The sequence below is a fragment of the Noviherbaspirillum sp. UKPF54 genome (genome assembly GCF_007874125.1).
GTDB lineage: Bacteria > Pseudomonadota > Gammaproteobacteria > Burkholderiales > Burkholderiaceae_D > Noviherbaspirillum.
Map to the genome: position 1 here is coordinate 2,694,901 of NZ_CP040128.1, position 16,810 is coordinate 2,711,710.

The 16,810-nt window shown below is 63.8% G+C and carries 14 protein-coding genes; 11 read left to right on the plus strand and 3 right to left on the minus strand.

All coding sequences use genetic code 11. The annotated features are described in order from the left end of the window. The first annotated feature begins 52 nt into the window (after positions 1-52). A complete protein-coding gene (locus tag FAY22_RS12360) occupies positions 53-1,531 on the plus strand; it encodes a PLP-dependent aminotransferase family protein (RefSeq protein WP_146330483.1) in 1,479 nt (492 codons plus the stop codon). Positions 1,532-1,709: 178 nt separating this feature from the next. Next, complete coding sequence (locus FAY22_RS12365; protein WP_146330484.1) at positions 1,710-2,636, plus strand: 5'-nucleotidase; 927 nt, start codon at positions 1,710-1,712, stop codon at positions 2,634-2,636. Between the two features lie 70 nt (positions 2,637-2,706). Here FAY22_RS12365 and FAY22_RS12370 read toward each other — a convergent pair whose 3' ends face one another. Continuing rightward, positions 2,707-5,016, minus strand: coding sequence for an NADP-dependent malic enzyme (locus tag FAY22_RS12370; protein ID WP_146330485.1), 2,310 nt, complete (start codon positions 5,014-5,016; stop codon positions 2,707-2,709). Between the two features lie 240 nt (positions 5,017-5,256). Here FAY22_RS12370 and FAY22_RS12375 point away from each other — a divergent pair, with 240 nt between their 5' ends. The 3 genes from FAY22_RS12375 to FAY22_RS12385 are packed head-to-tail and all read left to right on the plus strand — an operon-like array spanning position 5,257 to position 7,170. After that, positions 5,257-5,730 (plus strand): rubrerythrin family protein, encoded by a 474-nt coding sequence (locus FAY22_RS12375; RefSeq protein WP_146330486.1) that lies wholly within the window; start codon positions 5,257-5,259, stop codon positions 5,728-5,730. Between the two features lie 40 nt (positions 5,731-5,770). Next, a complete protein-coding gene (locus tag FAY22_RS12380) occupies positions 5,771-5,935 on the plus strand; it encodes a rubredoxin (protein ID WP_146330487.1) in 165 nt (54 codons plus the stop codon). Between the two features lie 53 nt (positions 5,936-5,988). Continuing rightward, positions 5,989-7,170, plus strand: coding sequence for an FAD-dependent oxidoreductase (locus tag FAY22_RS12385; RefSeq protein ID WP_146330488.1), 1,182 nt, complete (start codon positions 5,989-5,991; stop codon positions 7,168-7,170). A 275-nt stretch (positions 7,171-7,445) separates the two neighbouring features. Here the strand turns inward: FAY22_RS12385 and FAY22_RS12390 are convergent, their stop codons facing one another. Beyond that, positions 7,446-8,534, minus strand: coding sequence for an IS110 family transposase (locus tag FAY22_RS12390; protein WP_146330489.1), 1,089 nt, complete (start codon positions 8,532-8,534; stop codon positions 7,446-7,448). A gap of 138 nt (positions 8,535-8,672) precedes the next feature. Between FAY22_RS12390 and thiL the strand changes: the two genes are divergently transcribed. From thiL to FAY22_RS12410, 4 genes are read left to right on the plus strand one after another with little or no spacing between them, the layout of a single operon-like run. After that, positions 8,673-9,641 carry a thiamine-phosphate kinase gene (gene thiL, locus FAY22_RS12395; RefSeq protein WP_146330490.1) on the plus strand — a complete coding sequence of 323 codons (969 nt, stop codon included), beginning with the start codon at positions 8,673-8,675 and terminating at the stop codon, positions 9,639-9,641. Continuing rightward, entirely contained in the window at positions 9,638-10,162 is a 525-nt protein-coding gene (locus FAY22_RS12400) for a phosphatidylglycerophosphatase A (protein ID WP_246860495.1), read from the plus strand. Before thiL ends, FAY22_RS12400 begins: the two co-directional genes overlap by 4 nt. Positions 10,163-10,175: 13 nt before the next feature. Further along, a complete protein-coding gene (locus FAY22_RS12405; RefSeq protein WP_146330491.1) occupies positions 10,176-13,832 on the plus strand; it encodes a hydantoinase B/oxoprolinase family protein in 3,657 nt (1,218 codons plus the stop codon). A 34-nt stretch (positions 13,833-13,866) separates the two neighbouring features. Further along, a complete protein-coding gene (locus tag FAY22_RS12410) occupies positions 13,867-14,364 on the plus strand; it encodes a CinA family protein (protein ID WP_146330492.1) in 498 nt (165 codons plus the stop codon). Between the two features lie 5 nt (positions 14,365-14,369). Here the strand turns inward: FAY22_RS12410 and pyrF are convergent, their stop codons facing one another. Next, complete coding sequence (gene pyrF, locus FAY22_RS12415; RefSeq protein WP_146330493.1) at positions 14,370-15,197, minus strand: orotidine-5'-phosphate decarboxylase; 828 nt, start codon at positions 15,195-15,197, stop codon at positions 14,370-14,372. A gap of 84 nt (positions 15,198-15,281) precedes the next feature. On the opposite strand from pyrF, the gene FAY22_RS12420 reads away from it, so the two are divergent. Both FAY22_RS12420 and FAY22_RS12425 read left to right on the plus strand, forming a co-directional pair. Next, positions 15,282-16,172 carry a DMT family transporter gene (locus FAY22_RS12420; RefSeq protein WP_146330494.1) on the plus strand — a complete coding sequence of 297 codons (891 nt, stop codon included), beginning with the start codon at positions 15,282-15,284 and terminating at the stop codon, positions 16,170-16,172. Positions 16,173-16,213: 41 nt separating this feature from the next. After that, positions 16,214-16,807 (plus strand): LemA family protein, encoded by a 594-nt coding sequence (locus FAY22_RS12425; RefSeq protein WP_146330495.1) that lies wholly within the window; start codon positions 16,214-16,216, stop codon positions 16,805-16,807. The last annotated feature ends 3 nt before the right edge of the window (positions 16,808-16,810 follow it).

A 16,810-nucleotide genomic window follows, 5' to 3' on the forward strand; every position in this document is an offset into this window, starting at 1 on the left:
CGGCTTTGGCGCTACAATGTAGATCCACTTTGAATTATTCAATGGAGCCACTTTGCGGGTCGCCTCCCTCTCCGATTTCCTGCTGCAGCGCATCGACCGCAGCTGCGGCAAGCCAGTCAACCGCCAGCTTTACCAGGTGATCCGCGAAGCCATCCTGGCCCATGTGATGCCGGTCGGCCTGCAGCTGCCCTCCTCGCGCGATCTCGCGCGCGAACTGAACATCGCGCGCAACACCGTCACCTACGCCTACGAACAGCTGATGGCCGAGGGCTATCTGGAAACGCGTACCGGAGCGGGCACCTTCGTGGCCGACACCGTGCCGGACCAGATCCCGGAAGTGGCCGAGAGCGACTCCCTGCGCCCGCGACAGGCCGGCAGCCTGGGCCTGTCGGAACGCGGCGCGCAGCTGGTCAAGCAAGCCGGCGCCTACAGGTTGCAGTGGGGCGCGTTCATGCCGGGCGTGCCGGACGTGACCGCGTTTCCGAACAAGGTGTGGAGCCGGCTGCAGAACAAGTACTGGCGACGCTCCCGCTCGGACCTCCTGACCTACGGCCATGGCAGCGGGTACCTGCCGCTGCGCGAAGCGATCGCCGAATACCTGCGCGTGGCGCGCTCGGTCAACTGCGCGGCCGACCAGGTCATCGTCACCTCCGGCATCCACCAGTCGATCGACCTCGCGTCCCGGCTTCTCGCCGATGTCGGCGACCGCGCCTGGGTGGAAGATCCCTGCTATTGGGGCACGCGCAACGTGCTGACCTCGCTGAACCTGAAAACGGTGCCGATCGCGGTCGACGCCGAGGGCATCAGCCCGCGCGATCCAGACCTGCGCCACCCGCCGCGCTTCATCTTCGTCACGCCGTCGCACCAGTACCCGCTGGGGCAGGTGATGAGCTTGTCGCGCCGGCGCATGCTGCTGGAATACGCCGACATGCATAACGTCTGGATCATGGAGGACGACTACGACAGCGAATTCCGCTACGCCAGCCGGCCGCTGGCCTCGCTGCAGGGCATGGATACGCACGATCGCGTGCTGTATTTCGGCTCGTTCAGCAAGACGCTGTTCCCGGGCCTGCGCGTCGGCTTCGTGGTCGTTCCGCCGACGCTGGCCGGCGCCTTCGCGACCGGACTGTCGGATCTCTACCGTTGCGGACAGCTGCTCACGCAGGCGGTGCTGGCGGACTTCATGGCGGAAGGGCATTTTGCGTCGCACATCCGCCGCATGCGCGTGCTGTATGCGGAGCGCCAGCAGCTGTTGCGGGAAGCGATCCGCCGCAACTTCGGCGACGCACTGGCGATTTCCGGCGACGACGCGGGGCTGCATCTGGCGCTGCTGCTGCCCGAGCATTGCGACGATGCCGCGATATGCCGCCAGGCGCAGGAGCAAGGCATCATCGCGCGGCCGCTGTCGGGCTATTACATGAAACCATCGCGCGCCAAGCCTGGCCTCATCCTGGGATACGCCTGCGTGCCAAGCGAGATGATCGGCCCGACCTTCGATCGCCTGGCCGGCATCATCCGCGGCCACTTGTGATGCCTGGCCAGCGCCCTCTTGAACCGTGCGGCGGACGATTTCCGGATCGACAAACGTCGCCGAGATGAAGGTCATTTTTCATTTTTAGCGGCGGCATTCGAGATGCTCCATCTGTATATAATGCGGTGAGATGCCGCTCCTGCAGCGGTACTGCTCCATTTCTCCGCGAAGAACCTCCATGCCCGTTTCCCTCGATAACCTGCTCGTCGTCGGCATCTCGTCCCGCGCCCTGTTCGACCTGGAGGCGGAGGAAGCGATCTTCCGCACCCAGGGGCTGGAAGCCTACCGTCGGCACCAGATCGAGAATGAAAACGAAATCCTGAAACTGGGCGCCGGTTTCGCGCTGGTGCGCGCATTGCTCAAGCTTAACGTGCTGACGCATAACCGGCGCTTCGTCGAAGTCGTCATCATGTCGCGCAATTCGTCGGAAACGTCGATGCGTATCTTTAATTCCATCAAGCACTACGACCTCGATATCACGCGCGCCGTGCTGTCGGGAGGCTCGTCCCTGGCGCCTTACCTGAAAGCGTTCAATGTGAGCCTGTTCCTGTCGCTGCACGAAGACGACGTGCAGGCGGCGATCGATTCCGGCGTGGCGGCCGCCCGGCTCTACCAGAAGCCGGAAAACGCATTGGAAGAACTGGACCAGATCCGCATCGCCTTCGACGGCGACGCGGTGATCTTTTCCGATGAATCGGAAAAGATCTTCCAGACGCAAGGCATCGAGGCTTTCGAGAACCATGAGCGCGAAAACGCCCTGAAGCCCTTGCCGGAAGGGCCGTTTGCGCGCCTGCTGAAGGCGCTGTCCTACATCCAGAACAATCTCACCTCGCCCGACGGCCGGTCGGCGCCGATCCGCACCGCGCTGGTGACTGCGCGCTCTTCCCCGGCGCACGAACGCGTCATCCGCACGCTGCGCGCCTGGGACGTGGCGATCGACGAAACCTTCTTCATGGGCGGCGTCGCAAAATCCGATGTGCTGGCAGCCTTCAAGCCGCATATCTTCTTCGACGACCAGCCGGGCCACTGTGACCGCGCGGCGCCCCTGGTGCAGACCGGGCTGGTGCCAATCAAGCAGCCGCCGGCCGCGACCGGCCGCTCCTGACGTAAAAAAAGCCGCTCCCCGTCAGGGCGAGCGGCTTTCGCGCGAAAAGGCGTGGAGGCCGGCGTGCCGGTCAGCGCTGCGCCACCGAATCCATCACGCACAGCGCCGTCATGTTGACGATGCGGCGCACCGAAGCCGAGGCCGTCAGGATATGCACCGGCTTGCGGCAGCCGAGCAGGATCGGGCCGACCGCAATGCCGTTACCGGCGGCGGTCTTCAGCAGGTTGTACGAAATGTTGGCGGAATCGATGTTCGGCAGCACCAGGAGGTTCGCATCGCGCTTCAACGGCGAATCCGGCATGATCGTCTTGAGCAGTTCCGGGTTGAGTGCGGCGTCGCCGTGCATCTCGCCATCGATTTCGAGTTCCGGAGCCAGCTCGCGCACCAGTTCCAGAGCGGCGCGCATCTTCTTGGCCGACTCGCTGTTGCTGCTGCCGAAATTGGAATGCGACAGCAAGGCCGCGCGCGGCTGCAGGCCGAAGCGCCGCATTTCCTCGGCGGCCATGATGGTGATCTCGGCCAGCTGTTCCGCGGTCGGGTTCTCGTTGACGTGGGTATCGACCAGTACGATCTGGCGGTCCGGCAGGATCAGCACATTCATCGCCGCATAGACGTTGCAGCCTTCGCGCCGGCCGATCACCTGATCGACATAGTGCAGGTGCAGCGGCACGGTGCCGAAGGTGCCGCAGATCATGCCGTCAGCATTGCCCTTGTGGACGATCATCGAACCGATCAGCGTATGGCGGCGGCGCATTTCCAGCTTCGCCCACTGCTCGGTGACGCCCTTGCGGCGGGTCATCGCCAGGTATTCCTGCCAGTACTCGCGGTAGCGCTCGTCGTATTCCGGGTTGACGACTTCGAAATCGATATCGGGGCGCATGCGCAGGCCGAATTTTTCGATACGCTGCGTCAGCACGGCGGGACGTCCGACCAGGATCGGCTTGGCCAGCTTCTCGTCGATGACCACCTGCACCGCGCGCAGCACGCGCTCTTCCTCGCCTTCGGCGAACACGATGCGCTTCTTGCTGGCGGGAGCCTTCTTCGCGATCTGGAACACCGGCTTCATGAAGTTGCCGCTGTGGTAGACGAATTGCTGCAGGTTGTCGGTATAGGCTTGCATGTCCGCGATCGGACGGCTGGCCACGCCCGATTCCTCGGCCGCCTTGGCCACGGCCGGCGCGATCTTCATCATCAGGCGCGGATCGAACGGCTTCGGGATCACGTATTCCGGACCGAACGACAGGTTGCTGATGCCATAGGCGGTGGCAACGATGTCGGACTGCTCCACCTGCGCCAGCTCGGCGATGGCGTGCACCGCCGCGATTTCCATTTCACGCGTGATGGTCGTCGCGCCGGAGTCGAGCGCGCCGCGGAAGATGTACGGGAAACAGAGGACGTTGTTGACCTGGTTCGGATAGTCGGAACGGCCGGTCGCGATCACCGCGTCATCGCGCACCGCCTTCACTTCTTCCGGCAGGATTTCCGGCGTCGGATTGGCCAGCGCGAGGATCAGCGGCCTGGCGTTCATCTGTTTGACCATCTCCGGCTTCAACACGCCGCCGGCCGACAGGCCGAGGAAGATGTCGGCGCCGGGAATCACGTCCGACAGCGTGCGCGCGGGAGTGTCTTGCGCGAAGCGCTCCTTGTCCGGGTCCATCAGTTCGGCGCGGCCCTTGTACACCACGCCAGCCAGGTCGGTCACATAGATATTCTCGATCGGGAAGCCGAGGTCGACGATCAGGTCCAGGCAGGCCAGCGCCGCCGCGCCCGCGCCGGACACCACCAGCTTGCACTCTTTGATGTCCTTGCCGACGACTTTCAGACCGTTGAGGATGGCCGCGCCGACGATGATGGCGGTGCCGTGCTGGTCGTCGTGGAAGACCGGAATCTTCATGCGCTCGCGCAGCTTGCGCTCGATGTAGAAGCACTCGGGCGCCTTGATGTCTTCCAGGTTGATGCCCCCAAAGGTCGGCTCCAGCGCCGCGATCACGTCGCACAGCTTGTCGGGGTCGGTTTCGTTGACTTCGATGTCGAACACGTCGATACCGGCGAATTTTTTGAACAGCACGCCCTTGCCTTCCATCACCGGCTTGGCCGCCAGCGGGCCGATCGCGCCCAGGCCGAGCACGGCGGTGCCGTTGGTGATCACCGCCACCAGGTTGCCGCGCGCCGTGTATTTGAAGGCATTGGCCGGATCGACGACGATTTCCTCGCAGGCGGCCGCAACGCCCGGGGAATACGCCAATGCCAGGTCGCGCTGGTTGGTCAGTTGCTTGGTGGGGGTAACGCTGATTTTTCCGGGGGTGGGGAATTCGTGATATTCGAGCGCCGCTTGACGCAATTGCTGGCGAATTTCTTCTTTACGATCAGGAGATTCCATGATGCGGCGTTCCTTTTTGGATTGCGAAAACGTACGATTTTATCAGAGCCAATAATCTTACTTTATACGTATTTGTCCTAACAGCCGCCATGCGATCTGGGGCATTTCTTTCGCTGCGCCGGCTCAGAAAAACATAAAAGCTATCAATTTCATTTAAACAATCAATTTCATAAATCAATATGTAGATTCTATTATTCACTCCGACCTAATTGATTTTAACAAACACCCCAGGAGTGAACCATGGCACAGCAGAATTCCGTCACCGTCCAGAACCTCGAAGCCGCGTTTGCCGGCGAATCGATGGCGCATATCAAGTACCGTTACTTCGCCAAACTGGCGCGCGAAGCCGGCGCCCATGACGTGGCGAAGATTTTCGAAGAAACCGCCGAGCAGGAAGTCATGCACGCCTTCGGCCACCTCGACCTGCTGTATCCGAAGGCGAAGCTGACCCCGGCCAAGGCCCTCGAAATCGCGATCGAAGGCGAAACCTACGAATACACCGAGATGTATCCGAAGTTCCGCCACCTGGCCGTGGAAGAAGGCAATCAGGCGGCGGTAGCCGAGTTCGACGAGCAGATCGCCGAATCGAAGGAACACGCCGACGCCTTCCGCCGCACGCTCGAAATCGCCGCCAAGCGCTTCGCCGCGCTGGCCAAGGTGGAAGAGCGCCACGCGAACAATTACCGCCAGGCGCTGGCCGCCACGCAGCAGTAATCCATACAGACCAACCGACATTCATTCAGAGAGGACCACCATGAAAACCTATCAATGCATCGTTTGCGGATTCGTGTACGACGAGGCGGCCGGCATGCCGGAAGACGGCATCGCGCCCGGCACGAAATGGGCCGATATCCCGGCCGACTGGGAATGCCCGGATTGCGGCGTGGCCAAGGCCGACTTCGAGATGGTCGAAATCTGAAGCAGATTGTCCCGCTCCGCGCGGGAAAAAATAACCCGCACCCAGGGAGAAACATGAAGCCGCTCATCATCATCGGCACCGGCCTGGCCGGCTACACCGTGGCCCGCGAACTGCGCAAGCTCGGCAATACCACGCCCATCATCCTCATGACGGCAGACGACGGCGGCTTCTATTCCAAGCCCATGCTGTCGAACGCCTTCGCGCAGGACAAGGAGGCGCGGCAACTGGTCACCCAGAGCGCCGCGCAGATGGCGGCCCAGCTCGGGGCCACCATCCTGACCAGGACACGCGTCGGCCACCTCGACGCCGCAGGCAAAACTGTTACCGCTGGCAATGCCACCTTCGAGTACGACCGCCTCGTGCTGGCCCTGGGCGCACAGCCGATCCGGCTGGCGCTGGGCGGCGATGCGGCGCACCAGGTGGTATCGGTCAACCATGTCGACGATTACGCGCTGTTGCGCAGCCGGATCGCGGCCCTGGGTCGGCCGGCGCGGGTGGCGATCCTCGGCGCCGGCCTGATCGGCTGCGAATTCGCCGACGACCTCGCCGGCGCAGGGCACCAGGTCACGCTGGTCGATCCGAACACCCTGCCGCTGTCGGCGCTGGCCGCGCCTTCCCTATCGCGTGGCTTGCACGCCGCCTTGAGCGCACGCGGCGTGGCATTCCGCTGCGGCACGACGGCCGCTGGCGTCGATCAGGTCAGCGCGGCGCTGCGCGTGTCGCTGGCCGACGGAACGAGCATCGACGCCGACCTCGTATTGTCGGCCGTCGGCCTGCGACCCGACCTGGCACTGGCGCAGGCCGCCGGCCTCAAGACGGCGCGCGGCATCGTGGTCGACACCTATGGACAAACCAGCGCACCCGGCATTTATGCGCTGGGCGACTGCGCCGAATACAGCGACGCGCACGGCTCGCGCGTCATGCCCTACATAGCGCCGCTAATGACGGCCGCGCGCGCCATTGCCCGCACCATCCACGGCCAGCCAACGCACATCGACCTGAAGCCGGCGCCAGTCGTCGTCAAGACACCCAGCTATCCGCTGGCCCTGCTGCCGCCGCCGCTGCCAGCCGTGACGGGCGGGGAGTGGCATACGACGCAGAATGGCTCCAGCGCAATCTGCCGCTTTTATGATCGCCAGGGAATCATGCTGGGCTTCGGCGTGGCGCCGCAGGACGCCAGCGTGCGCCTGCAACTGCTCGGCGAACTGGGCAAGCGCGCGCAGCATGCGGCCTAACACTCATATATGGACTCCCCCCAAGGTACAAGAAACTGATCGATAGGGATGGCATGAGGGAGAAGCCTGCAGTCGTATATCCGGCATCTATGATGGGCTCTTTAACGGCCCGTGCCGACATGGAATCTGCGTCACCGGTGCGCCATACGCTACAAGCGGCAGGCATGCTGCCGGAAGAGTTATCGGCGTCAAACAGTGTGGGGTTTTCCCGGGGTGCCATGATGGGCGATCAATCTCTATGCAAAGGCTGGCGGGGTAAAGTCAATTCAGGTTGCTCAGGCAGGCATCGCGTACGCGGTGCGTTCCATCTTTTTCTTCATGCGCGTCACCATTCCCGTATACGGTTCGGCATCGCGCAGGGCCGCGTAGCAGATGCGCGCCAATTTGTTGGCCAGGGCACAGGCGGCCTTGTTATGGTTGCTGCGCGCCTGCACGGCCAATGCCCATTGCCGCAGCCCGTCAAGCTGTCGGCCGGCGGCCTGCGCCACGCTGGCAGCACGCAATACCGAGCGCGCGCCGTGGGTGAGCAGCATGCGCAGGTAGCGATCCCCGCGCTTGGAGATACGGCCCAGGCATCGCGTGCTGCCGGACAAATATTCCTTGGGTGTAAGGCCGAACCAGCTGGCAAAGTGGCGCGCATCACGGAAGTGCTGCACGTTGCCGCTGGTGGCGGCGACCATCGCCGTGGCAGTCAGCAAGCCGATGCCGGGAATCGACAGCAATGTTGTGCAGGCGGCACTCTGCTTGGCCAAGGTAGTCAGTTCGCGTTCGAGCTGCGCGATGCGGGCTTCGAGCAGGCGGATTTCCTCGACCAGCAGTTTCATGGTGCCTCTGATCAGGTTAGGCACGGCCGAATGCGGATCGGCCAGCACACGGCTGATTTGTTCCAGGCCGTTGCGGCTGCCAGCCGCAACGGAAATACCGAACTCCCGGCAGAATCCACGCAAGGCATTGATGCGCGAGGTGCGGGTACCCATCCAAAGCGAACGGGTGCGATGCAGCCCCTGCAAGGCTTGCTGTTCAATCGATTTGACTTTGACCGGGGCAATGTCGGCACAACGCGCCGCTTCCAGCAAGGCGCAGGCATCGGCTGCGTCGGTCTTGTTGCGCCGAACGTAGGCGCGAATGTAGGCGGCGGGCAGCAGGCGTACGTCGATGCCCAGGCTATTGAGCCAGCGCGCCCAGTGATGGGCCGAACCGCAAGCTTCCATGATGACCAGCGATACGTTGCGATTGAGGAACCAGCGCTCGAACTGGCTGCGCGTCAATCGATGCTGCTCGATAACACGCCAGGAGGTATCGGCCACAGCAAGCTGGAATACGGATTTGGCCAAGTCAACAGCCACGGTAGTAGTAGTATTCATTGTGGACTCCTTTCGTTAAAGGCTGATCCCCGTCCCCACGTCGACCAGCGCATACGCTTTGACGTAAAAAAACGGGGGGAGTCCATCCCATCACTTAACAGGCTGATCAAGCGCCGCGCCATTCGGTACAATCGCGGCATGTTGTCCGAATTCGACCTGATTGCGCAGTATTTCACCCGCCCTGCGCGCGACACCGCCCGGGTGGCACTGGGCGTGGGCGACGATTGCGCCTTGCTCGCGCCGTCGCCCGGCATGCAGCTGGCCATCTCCACCGATATGCTGGTCGAGGGCCGGCATTTCTTTCCCGGCGCCGATCCGTTTTGGCTCGGCCATAAATGTCTTGCGGTAAACCTTTCCGACCTCGCGGCCATGGGTGCGAAGCCGTTGGCGTTCACGCTCGCGCTGGCCTTACCCGATGCCCGGGCCGAATGGCTGGCGCCCTTTTCGCAGGGCATGCTGGCGCTGGCCGATGCGCACGGCTGCGAACTGATCGGCGGCGATACGACCAAGGGGCCGCTCAACATCTGCATCACCGTGTTCGGTGAAGTCGCGCCCGGCCAGGCGCTGCGGCGCGACGGCGCGCAGGCCGGCGACGACATCTGGATTTCCGGCACCGTGGGCGACGCGCGTCTGGCGCTCGCCGGCTACCGCAACGAGCTCGCGCTGGACGCCGCCGCCCTGCAAGCGGCGGGACAGCGGATGCATGCGCCGACGCCGCGCGTGGCGCTCGGCCTGGCCTTGCGCGGCCTGGCGCACGCGGCCATCGACATTTCCGACGGACTGGCGGGCGACCTCGGCCATATCCTGAAACGATCGCGGGTAGGCGCGACGCTCGACGTCGACGCCCTGCCGGCCGGGCCGATGCTGGCCATGCAGCCGCAGGATGTGCGGCGCCGCTTCGCGCTGGCCGGCGGCGACGACTACGAACTGTGCTTTACCGCGCCGGCAAAGCGCCGCGCCGACGTCCTCGACGCCGCCCGCACGGCAGGCATCACCGTCACCCGCGCCGGCACCATCGATTCCACGCCCGGCCTGCGCCTGGCCGATGCGCACGGCGCGCCGCTTCATCTGTCTCTCTCCTCTTTCGACCACTTCGCTTCCCCATGACCACACTGGAACCCGGCCAGAGCGCCTACGTCACCAAGCCGAACGCGCGCTTCATGCTGTCCCATCCGGCCCACGTGCTGGCGCAAGGCTTCGGCAGCGGCCTGTCGCCGGTCGTTCCGGGCACATCCGGGACGCTGTTCGCGTGGCTGGCGTTCAATGTCTTGTCGACGCGTTGGCCGCAATGGTTCACGCCGCTGCACTGGGCGCTCGTCATCGCGGCCGGATTCGTCGTCGGTGTCTGGGCCTGCCACCGGACCGGGCGTGACCTCGGCATCGCCGATCACGGCAGCATGGTATGGGATGAAATCATCGCGTTCTGGCTGGTGCTGCTGGTACTGATGCCGGCCGACTTCAATACCCAGCTGTGGGCGTTTGTCTGGTTCCGCTTTTTCGACATGGTGAAGCCGGCCCCGATCCGCTATTTCGACCGCCACCTGAAAGGCGGCTTCGGCGTGATGTGGGATGACATCGTCGCCGCGTTTTACACGCTGCTGGTGTTCGCCGTGTGGCGCGCCATCTGACGGAGATCGGACCATGAACGCGCCGCGGCAGGACGATCGCTGGCAGTTCTGGATCGACCGCGGCGGCACCTTTACCGATATCGTCGCGCGCCGACCGGATGGAAAGCTACTGACGCACAAGCTTTTGTCCGACAATCCCGGCCGCTACACCGACGCCGCTGTCGCCGGCATCCGGCATCTGCTCGGGCTCGATCCGGCGGCCGCCATTCCGGCCCACCTGGTCGAATCCGTCAAGATGGGCACCACGGTTGCCACCAACGCCCTGCTTGAACGCAAGGGCGAGCCGACCGTGCTGGTCATGACGAGGGGCTTTCGCGACGCCTTGCGCATTGCTTATCAGAACCGTCCCCGCCTGTTCGACCGCCATATCGTGCTGCCCGAGCTGCTGTACGAACAGGTGGTGGAAGCCGACGAGCGCATCGGCGCGCACGGGGATATCGTCACGCCGCTCGACGAGGCGCAATTCAGGCGCGAGCTGGGCGAAATGCATGCACGGGGTTACCGCGCAGTGGCGGTGGCGCTGATGCACGGCTACCGCTTCACGCAGCACGAGGCGGCCATCGAGCGCATCGCGCGGGAGCTCGGCTTCACCCAGGTCTCGGTATCGCACAAGGTCAGCCCGCTGATGAAGCTGGTGCCGCGCGGGGATACCACGGTCGTCGATGCCTACCTGTCGCCCATCCTGCGCCGCTATGTCGACCAGGTCGCGGACCGGATGCAGGGCGTACGGCTGCTGTTCATGCAGAGCAATGGCGGCCTCGCCGACGCACACCGTTTCCAGGGCAAGGATTCGATCCTGTCCGGGCCGGCCGGCGGCATCGTCGGCATGGCGCGCACCGCCACGAGCGCCGGCTTCGACAAGATCATCGGCTTCGACATGGGCGGCACCTCGACCGACGTGTCGCATTACGCCGGCGAGTTCGAGCGCGAGTTCGACACCCAGGTGGCGGGCGTGCGGCTGCGTGCGCCGATGATGAGCATCCATACGGTGGCCGCCGGCGGCGGTTCGCTGCTGCATTTCGACGGCACGCGCTACCGCGTCGGCCCGGACAGCGCCGGCGCCAATCCCGGCCCGGCCAGCTACCGGCGCGGCGGAAATCTCGCGCTCACCGACGCCAACCTCATGCTCGGCAAGATCCAGCCGGCCTACTTCCCGGCCGTGTTCGGCCCGCAGGGGGAGCAGCCGCTGGACCGCGACATCGTGGCGCAGAAATTCGCCGAACTGGCCGACCGGATCCATCGCGCGACCGGCAAGCGCGGCTCGCCCGAACAGGTGGCGGAAGGATTCATCGACATCGCGGTCGGCAACATGGCCAACGCGATCAAGTTCATCTCGGTGCAGCGCGGCCATGACGTCACCGAATACACGCTCAATACCTTCGGCGGCGCCGGCGGCCAGCATGCCTGCCTGGTGGCCGCCGCGCTCGGCATCACGCGCATCTTCGCGCATCCGCTGGCCGGCGTGTTGTCCGCCTACGGCATGGGACTGGCGGACCAGATCGCCATGCGCGAGCAGGCGCTGGAAATCGCGCTGGAGCCGCCGGCCATGCCGCCGTTGCGGGAAAAGCTGCAGGCGCTGGCCGCGCTGGCGCGGGACGACCTCTCCGCGCAAGGCGTGCCGCAGGAACGCATCGGCGTGGTCGAACGCGTGCACCTGCGTTACCAGGGCACCGATTCCGCCGTCGTGCTGCCGTTTTCACCGCTCGCAGACATGGTGGCGCAATTCGAGGCGGCGTACCGGAAACGCTATGCCTTCCTGATGCCGAACAAACCGCTGGTGATCGAGGCGATTTCCGTGGAAGCGATCGGCGCCTGCGAAGATGCCGAGGCCGGTGACGAATGCCTGCCGCCGCGTGCGGGCCCGCTGCGGGCAGCGGAAACAGTGCGGCTGTTCTCGGGCGGGCAATGGCATGACGCCGCGCTCTACCTGCGCGAAGACATGCGACCGGGCGACCTCGTGCACGGCCCGGCGGTCATCGCCGAAAAGAATGCCACCACCGTGGCCGAGCCCGGCTGGGCCGCCGAAGTGACCGCATTGAATCACTTGGTATTAACGCGCGTCGCGGCACGCTCACGGAGCAAGGCTATCGGCACCAGCGCCGACCCGGTGATGCTGGAAGTATTCAACAACCTCTTCATGAGCATCGCCGAGCAGATGGGGTTGCGCCTGCAGAACACCGCGTTCTCGGTCAACATCAAGGAGCGGCTGGATTTTTCCTGCGCGCTGTTCGACGCGCGCGGCAACCTGATCGCAAACGCGCCGCACATCCCGGTGCACCTCGGCTCGATGGGCGACAGCATCAAGACCATCATGCGCGCCAACGCCGGCAAGATGCGGCCGGGCGACGTGTACATGCTGAACGACCCTTACAACGGCGGCACCCACCTGCCGGACGTGACGGTGATTACGCCCGTGTTCGATGCGACCGGCAACGACATCCTGTTCTACGTCGGCTCGCGCGGCCACCACGCGGATATCGGCGGCATCACCCCGGGATCGATGCCGCCGGCCAGCAAGGTCGTCGAGGAAGAAGGCGTATTGATCGACAATTTCCTGCTGGTGCAGGGCGGGCGTCTGCGCGAGCAGGAAACGATTGCCCTGCTCTCGTCCGGCCGCCACCCCTGCCGCAACATCCCCCAGAACCTGGCCGACCTGCGCGCGCAAATCGCCGCCAACCAGAAAGGCGCGGAGGAATTGCTGAAGATGGTCGGGCACTTCGGCCTGGACGTGGTGCAGGCGTACATGCGGCATGTGCAGGACAATGCGGAAGAAGCAGTGCGCCGCGTGATCACTTCGCTCAGGGACGGCAGCTACGAGTACCGGCTCGACAATGGTGCGGCAATCAAGGTGGCGATCCGCGTCGACCGGCAGGCGCGCAGCGCCGTCATCGACTTCACCGGCACCTCGCCCCAGCTCGACAACAACTTCAACGCGCCGAGCGCCATCTGCACCGCCGCCGTGCTGTACGTGTTCCGCACGCTGGTCGATGACGACATCCCGCTCAATGCCGGCTGCCTCAAACCGCTCGAGATCATCATCCCGCAAGGCTCGATGCTCAATCCGCGCTATCCGGCCGCCGTTGTGTCCGGCAACGTCGAAACCTCGAGCTGCATTACCAATGCACTGTATGGCGCACTCGGCGTGCTCGCATCCGCCCCGTGCACGATGAACAACTTCACCTTCGGCAACGAGCGCTACCAGTATTACGAAACCATCGCGGGCGGCTCCGGCGCCGGCGATGGTTTCAACGGCACCGACGTGGTGCAGACGCACATGACCAACTCGCGCCTGACTGATCCGGAAGTGCTTGAGTGGCGCTTTCCGGTGCGCCTGGACAGCTACCAAATCCGGCCCGATTCGGGAGGCCGAGGACGTTGGCATGGCGGCAACGGCGGCATCCGCAAGATCCGCTTTCTGCAAAAAATGACCGCGGCGATCCTCTCCAACAACCGCCTCGTTGCCCCGTTCGGCATGGCCGGCGGCGAAGCGGGACAATGCGGGAGGAACTATGTGATCCGTGCCGATGGAATGCGGGAAGAACTCGGTTTTATCGCCAGTACCGAGATGCAACCGGGCGACCTGTTCGTGATCGAGACGCCCGGCGGCGGCGGCTTTGGCAGGCTGCAAGATGAAGCAAGCGAAGATGGACTGGCCAAGCGGGACGGCTAGAATAGAGTGATGCTATGAAAGGAGTGCGGGAGACATGAACGACATGATGGATCTGGCGGCGCGCGTCGGCCGCGCCCTTCAGGAAAAAAGCTTGCTGCTGACAACCGCCGAGTCGTGCACCGGCGGCGGGGTGTCGCAGTTGATCACCGAGATCGCCGGTTCTTCGGAATGGTTCGATTGCGGCTTCGTTACCTATTCCAACGCGTCCAAGAGCGAGTTGCTGGATGTCTCGCCGGCGCTGATCGCGCAGTTCGGCACCGTCAGCGAGGAAGTCGCCGGCGCCATGGCCGAGGGCGCGCTGGCCAACAGCAATGCGCATGTGGCCCTGTCGACCACCGGCATCGCCGGACCCGGCGGCGCGGTGCCCGGCAAGCCGGTCGGCACCGTCTGCTTTGCCTGGTCGATCGAGCGCAACAACCACCAGCACACCTACACCGAGCGACACGTCTACAGCGGCGACCGGCAGGCGGTTCGCCAGCAGACCGTGATGCACGCTCTGCAGGGCTTGCTGCGCTTTATCGAGCAGTATTAGTTTTTTCAGCCGCGAAAGCGGTTGATCGCGTCGCGCGTTTCGATCGCCACCCGGCGCGCGGCCTGCGCGAAATCCTCGCCGATCTTTTCATCCGGCTTCGCGTACAGGATCGCGCGCGAGGAATTGATCATCATGCCGGTGCCGCCGGCCGTCTTTCCGGCATTGACGGTCGCCTCGATGTCGCCACCCTGCGCGCCGATGCCCGGCACCAGCAGCGGCATGTCGCCGACGATGCCGCGCACCAGCGCCAGCTCATTGGGGAAGGTAGCGCCGACCACGAGGCCGCACTGGCCATTGGTATTCCACTTGTCCGCCACCAGCTGCGCCACATGCTGATAGACCGGCTTGCCGCCGGCATCCAAGAATTGCAGATCGGAGCCACCCGGGTTCGAAGTGCGGCACAGGATGATGACACCGCGATCCTTCCATTCCAGGTAGGGCGCCACCGAGTCGTAGCCCATGTAGGGATTGACCGTCACCGCGTCCGCGCCGTAGCGCTCGAACGCTTCGCGCGCATACTGTTCGGCGGTAGCGCCGATGTCGCCGCGCTTGGCGTCGAGCACGATCGGGATTTGCGGATAGGTCGCGCGCAGGTAGGCGCAAATCTCCTCCAGTTGCTCTTCGGCACGCAGCGCCGCGAAATACGCGATCTGCGGCTTGAAGGCGCAGGCTGCGTCCGCCGTCGCATCGATGATCGCCTTACAGAATGTAAAGATCGCATCCGGCTTGCCCTGCAACTGGCCAGGAAACTTCGCGATATCCGGGTCCAGTCCGACGCACAGCAGGGAATTGTTTGCCGCCCAGGCGGCGGATAGTTTTTTGATGAAAGTCACGGCGAAATCCAGAAATTCCTAACAATGCGCATTGTAACTTGCCGTGCTATCGTGCGACCCTGATATCGACCATGGACATTTTGCATGACATCGCTTTCTCGCAAAGACTGGATTCTGCTTATCCTGCTGACCCTTTGCTGGGGCATCAACTGGCCGGTCATGAAACTGGGCGTGCGCGATTTTCCGCCGGTGAGCTTTCGCACCATCAGCATGATCGGTGGCCTGCCCGTGATCTGGCTGGCCGCGCGCATGCAGGGCGCCTCGCTTGCGATTCCGCGCAGCCAGTTGAAGGAAGTAATCAAGTTGGCGATCCCGAACATGCTGATCTGGCATGTGTTCATCATTCTCGGCGTAAAGATGCTGTCATCCGGGCGCGCCGCCATCCTCGGCTACACGATGCCGGTGTGGGCGCTGCTGAGTGGCTTGCTGTTCTTCGGCGACCGTCCGACGCGCGGCGCGTGGTTCGGCATCGGCTGTGCGCTGGCGGGTGCCGTGCTGCTGATGTCGAGCGAATTTTCCGCCCTCGCCGGCAATCCGCTCGGCAGCATCCTGGCGCTGATCGCCGCCGCTGCCTGGGGCTTCGGCACGGTCTTGCTGAAGCGATCATCGATCGACATGCCGACCATTTCGCTTACCTTCTGGATGCTGAGCCTGGCAGCGATCGCCATGACGCTGGTGTCGGCCGTGTTCGAAAGCGCGCGCTGGCACTGGCCCGACCGCACCACGCTGCTCGCCATGCTGTACAACGCGGCCATCATTTTCGGCTTTGCCCATACCGTCTGGTTCAAGCTGGCGCGCACGCTGCCGCCGATTGCCTCCAGCCTGTCGGTAATGATGATTCCGGTGCTCGGCGTATTTTCCGGCGCCTGGCTGCTGGGCGAAACACCGCACTGGCCCGATTATGCGGCGATGGCGCTGATCCTGGTGGCGATGAGCACCGTGCTGTTGAAACCGCGTCATCCCACCCATAAATAATTATCAGTATTTCCAGACCAATATTTAACAAAGGAAAGCTCATGAAAATCTGGATCAAATGGCTGTCTATCGCCTGGATCGCCTCACTGCTCTCCGCCTGCGGCTACAACGAGTTCCAGGCCAAGGACGAGGCGGTCAAGGCGGCGTGGGGCGAAGTGGTCAACCAGTACAAGCGCCGCGCCGACCTGATCCCGAATCTGGTCAATACCGTCAAAGGCTATGCCTCGCATGAGCGCGACACGCTGGAGGCGGTGACGCGGGCGCGCGCGGCCGCAACCAGCATCCAGGTCACGCCGGAAGTGCTGAACAATCCGGAAGCGTTCCGCAAGTTCCAGCAGGCGCAGGGCGAATTGTCGTCTGCCTTGTCGCGCCTGATGGCGGTATCGGAAAACTATCCGAACCTGAAGGCCGACGCCAGCTTCCGCGATCTGCAGTCGCAGCTGGAAGGCACCGAGAACCGGATCACCGTCGCCCGCCAGCGCTACATCCAGTCCGTGCGCGAATACAACACGCTGGCCCGCAGCTTCCCGACCAACCTGACGGCGATGATGTTCCACTATGAAGTCAAGCCGTCGTTCATGGTGGAAGACGAGAAGGCAATCTCGAATGCGCCGGCGGTGAATTTCGGAAAATAGGCC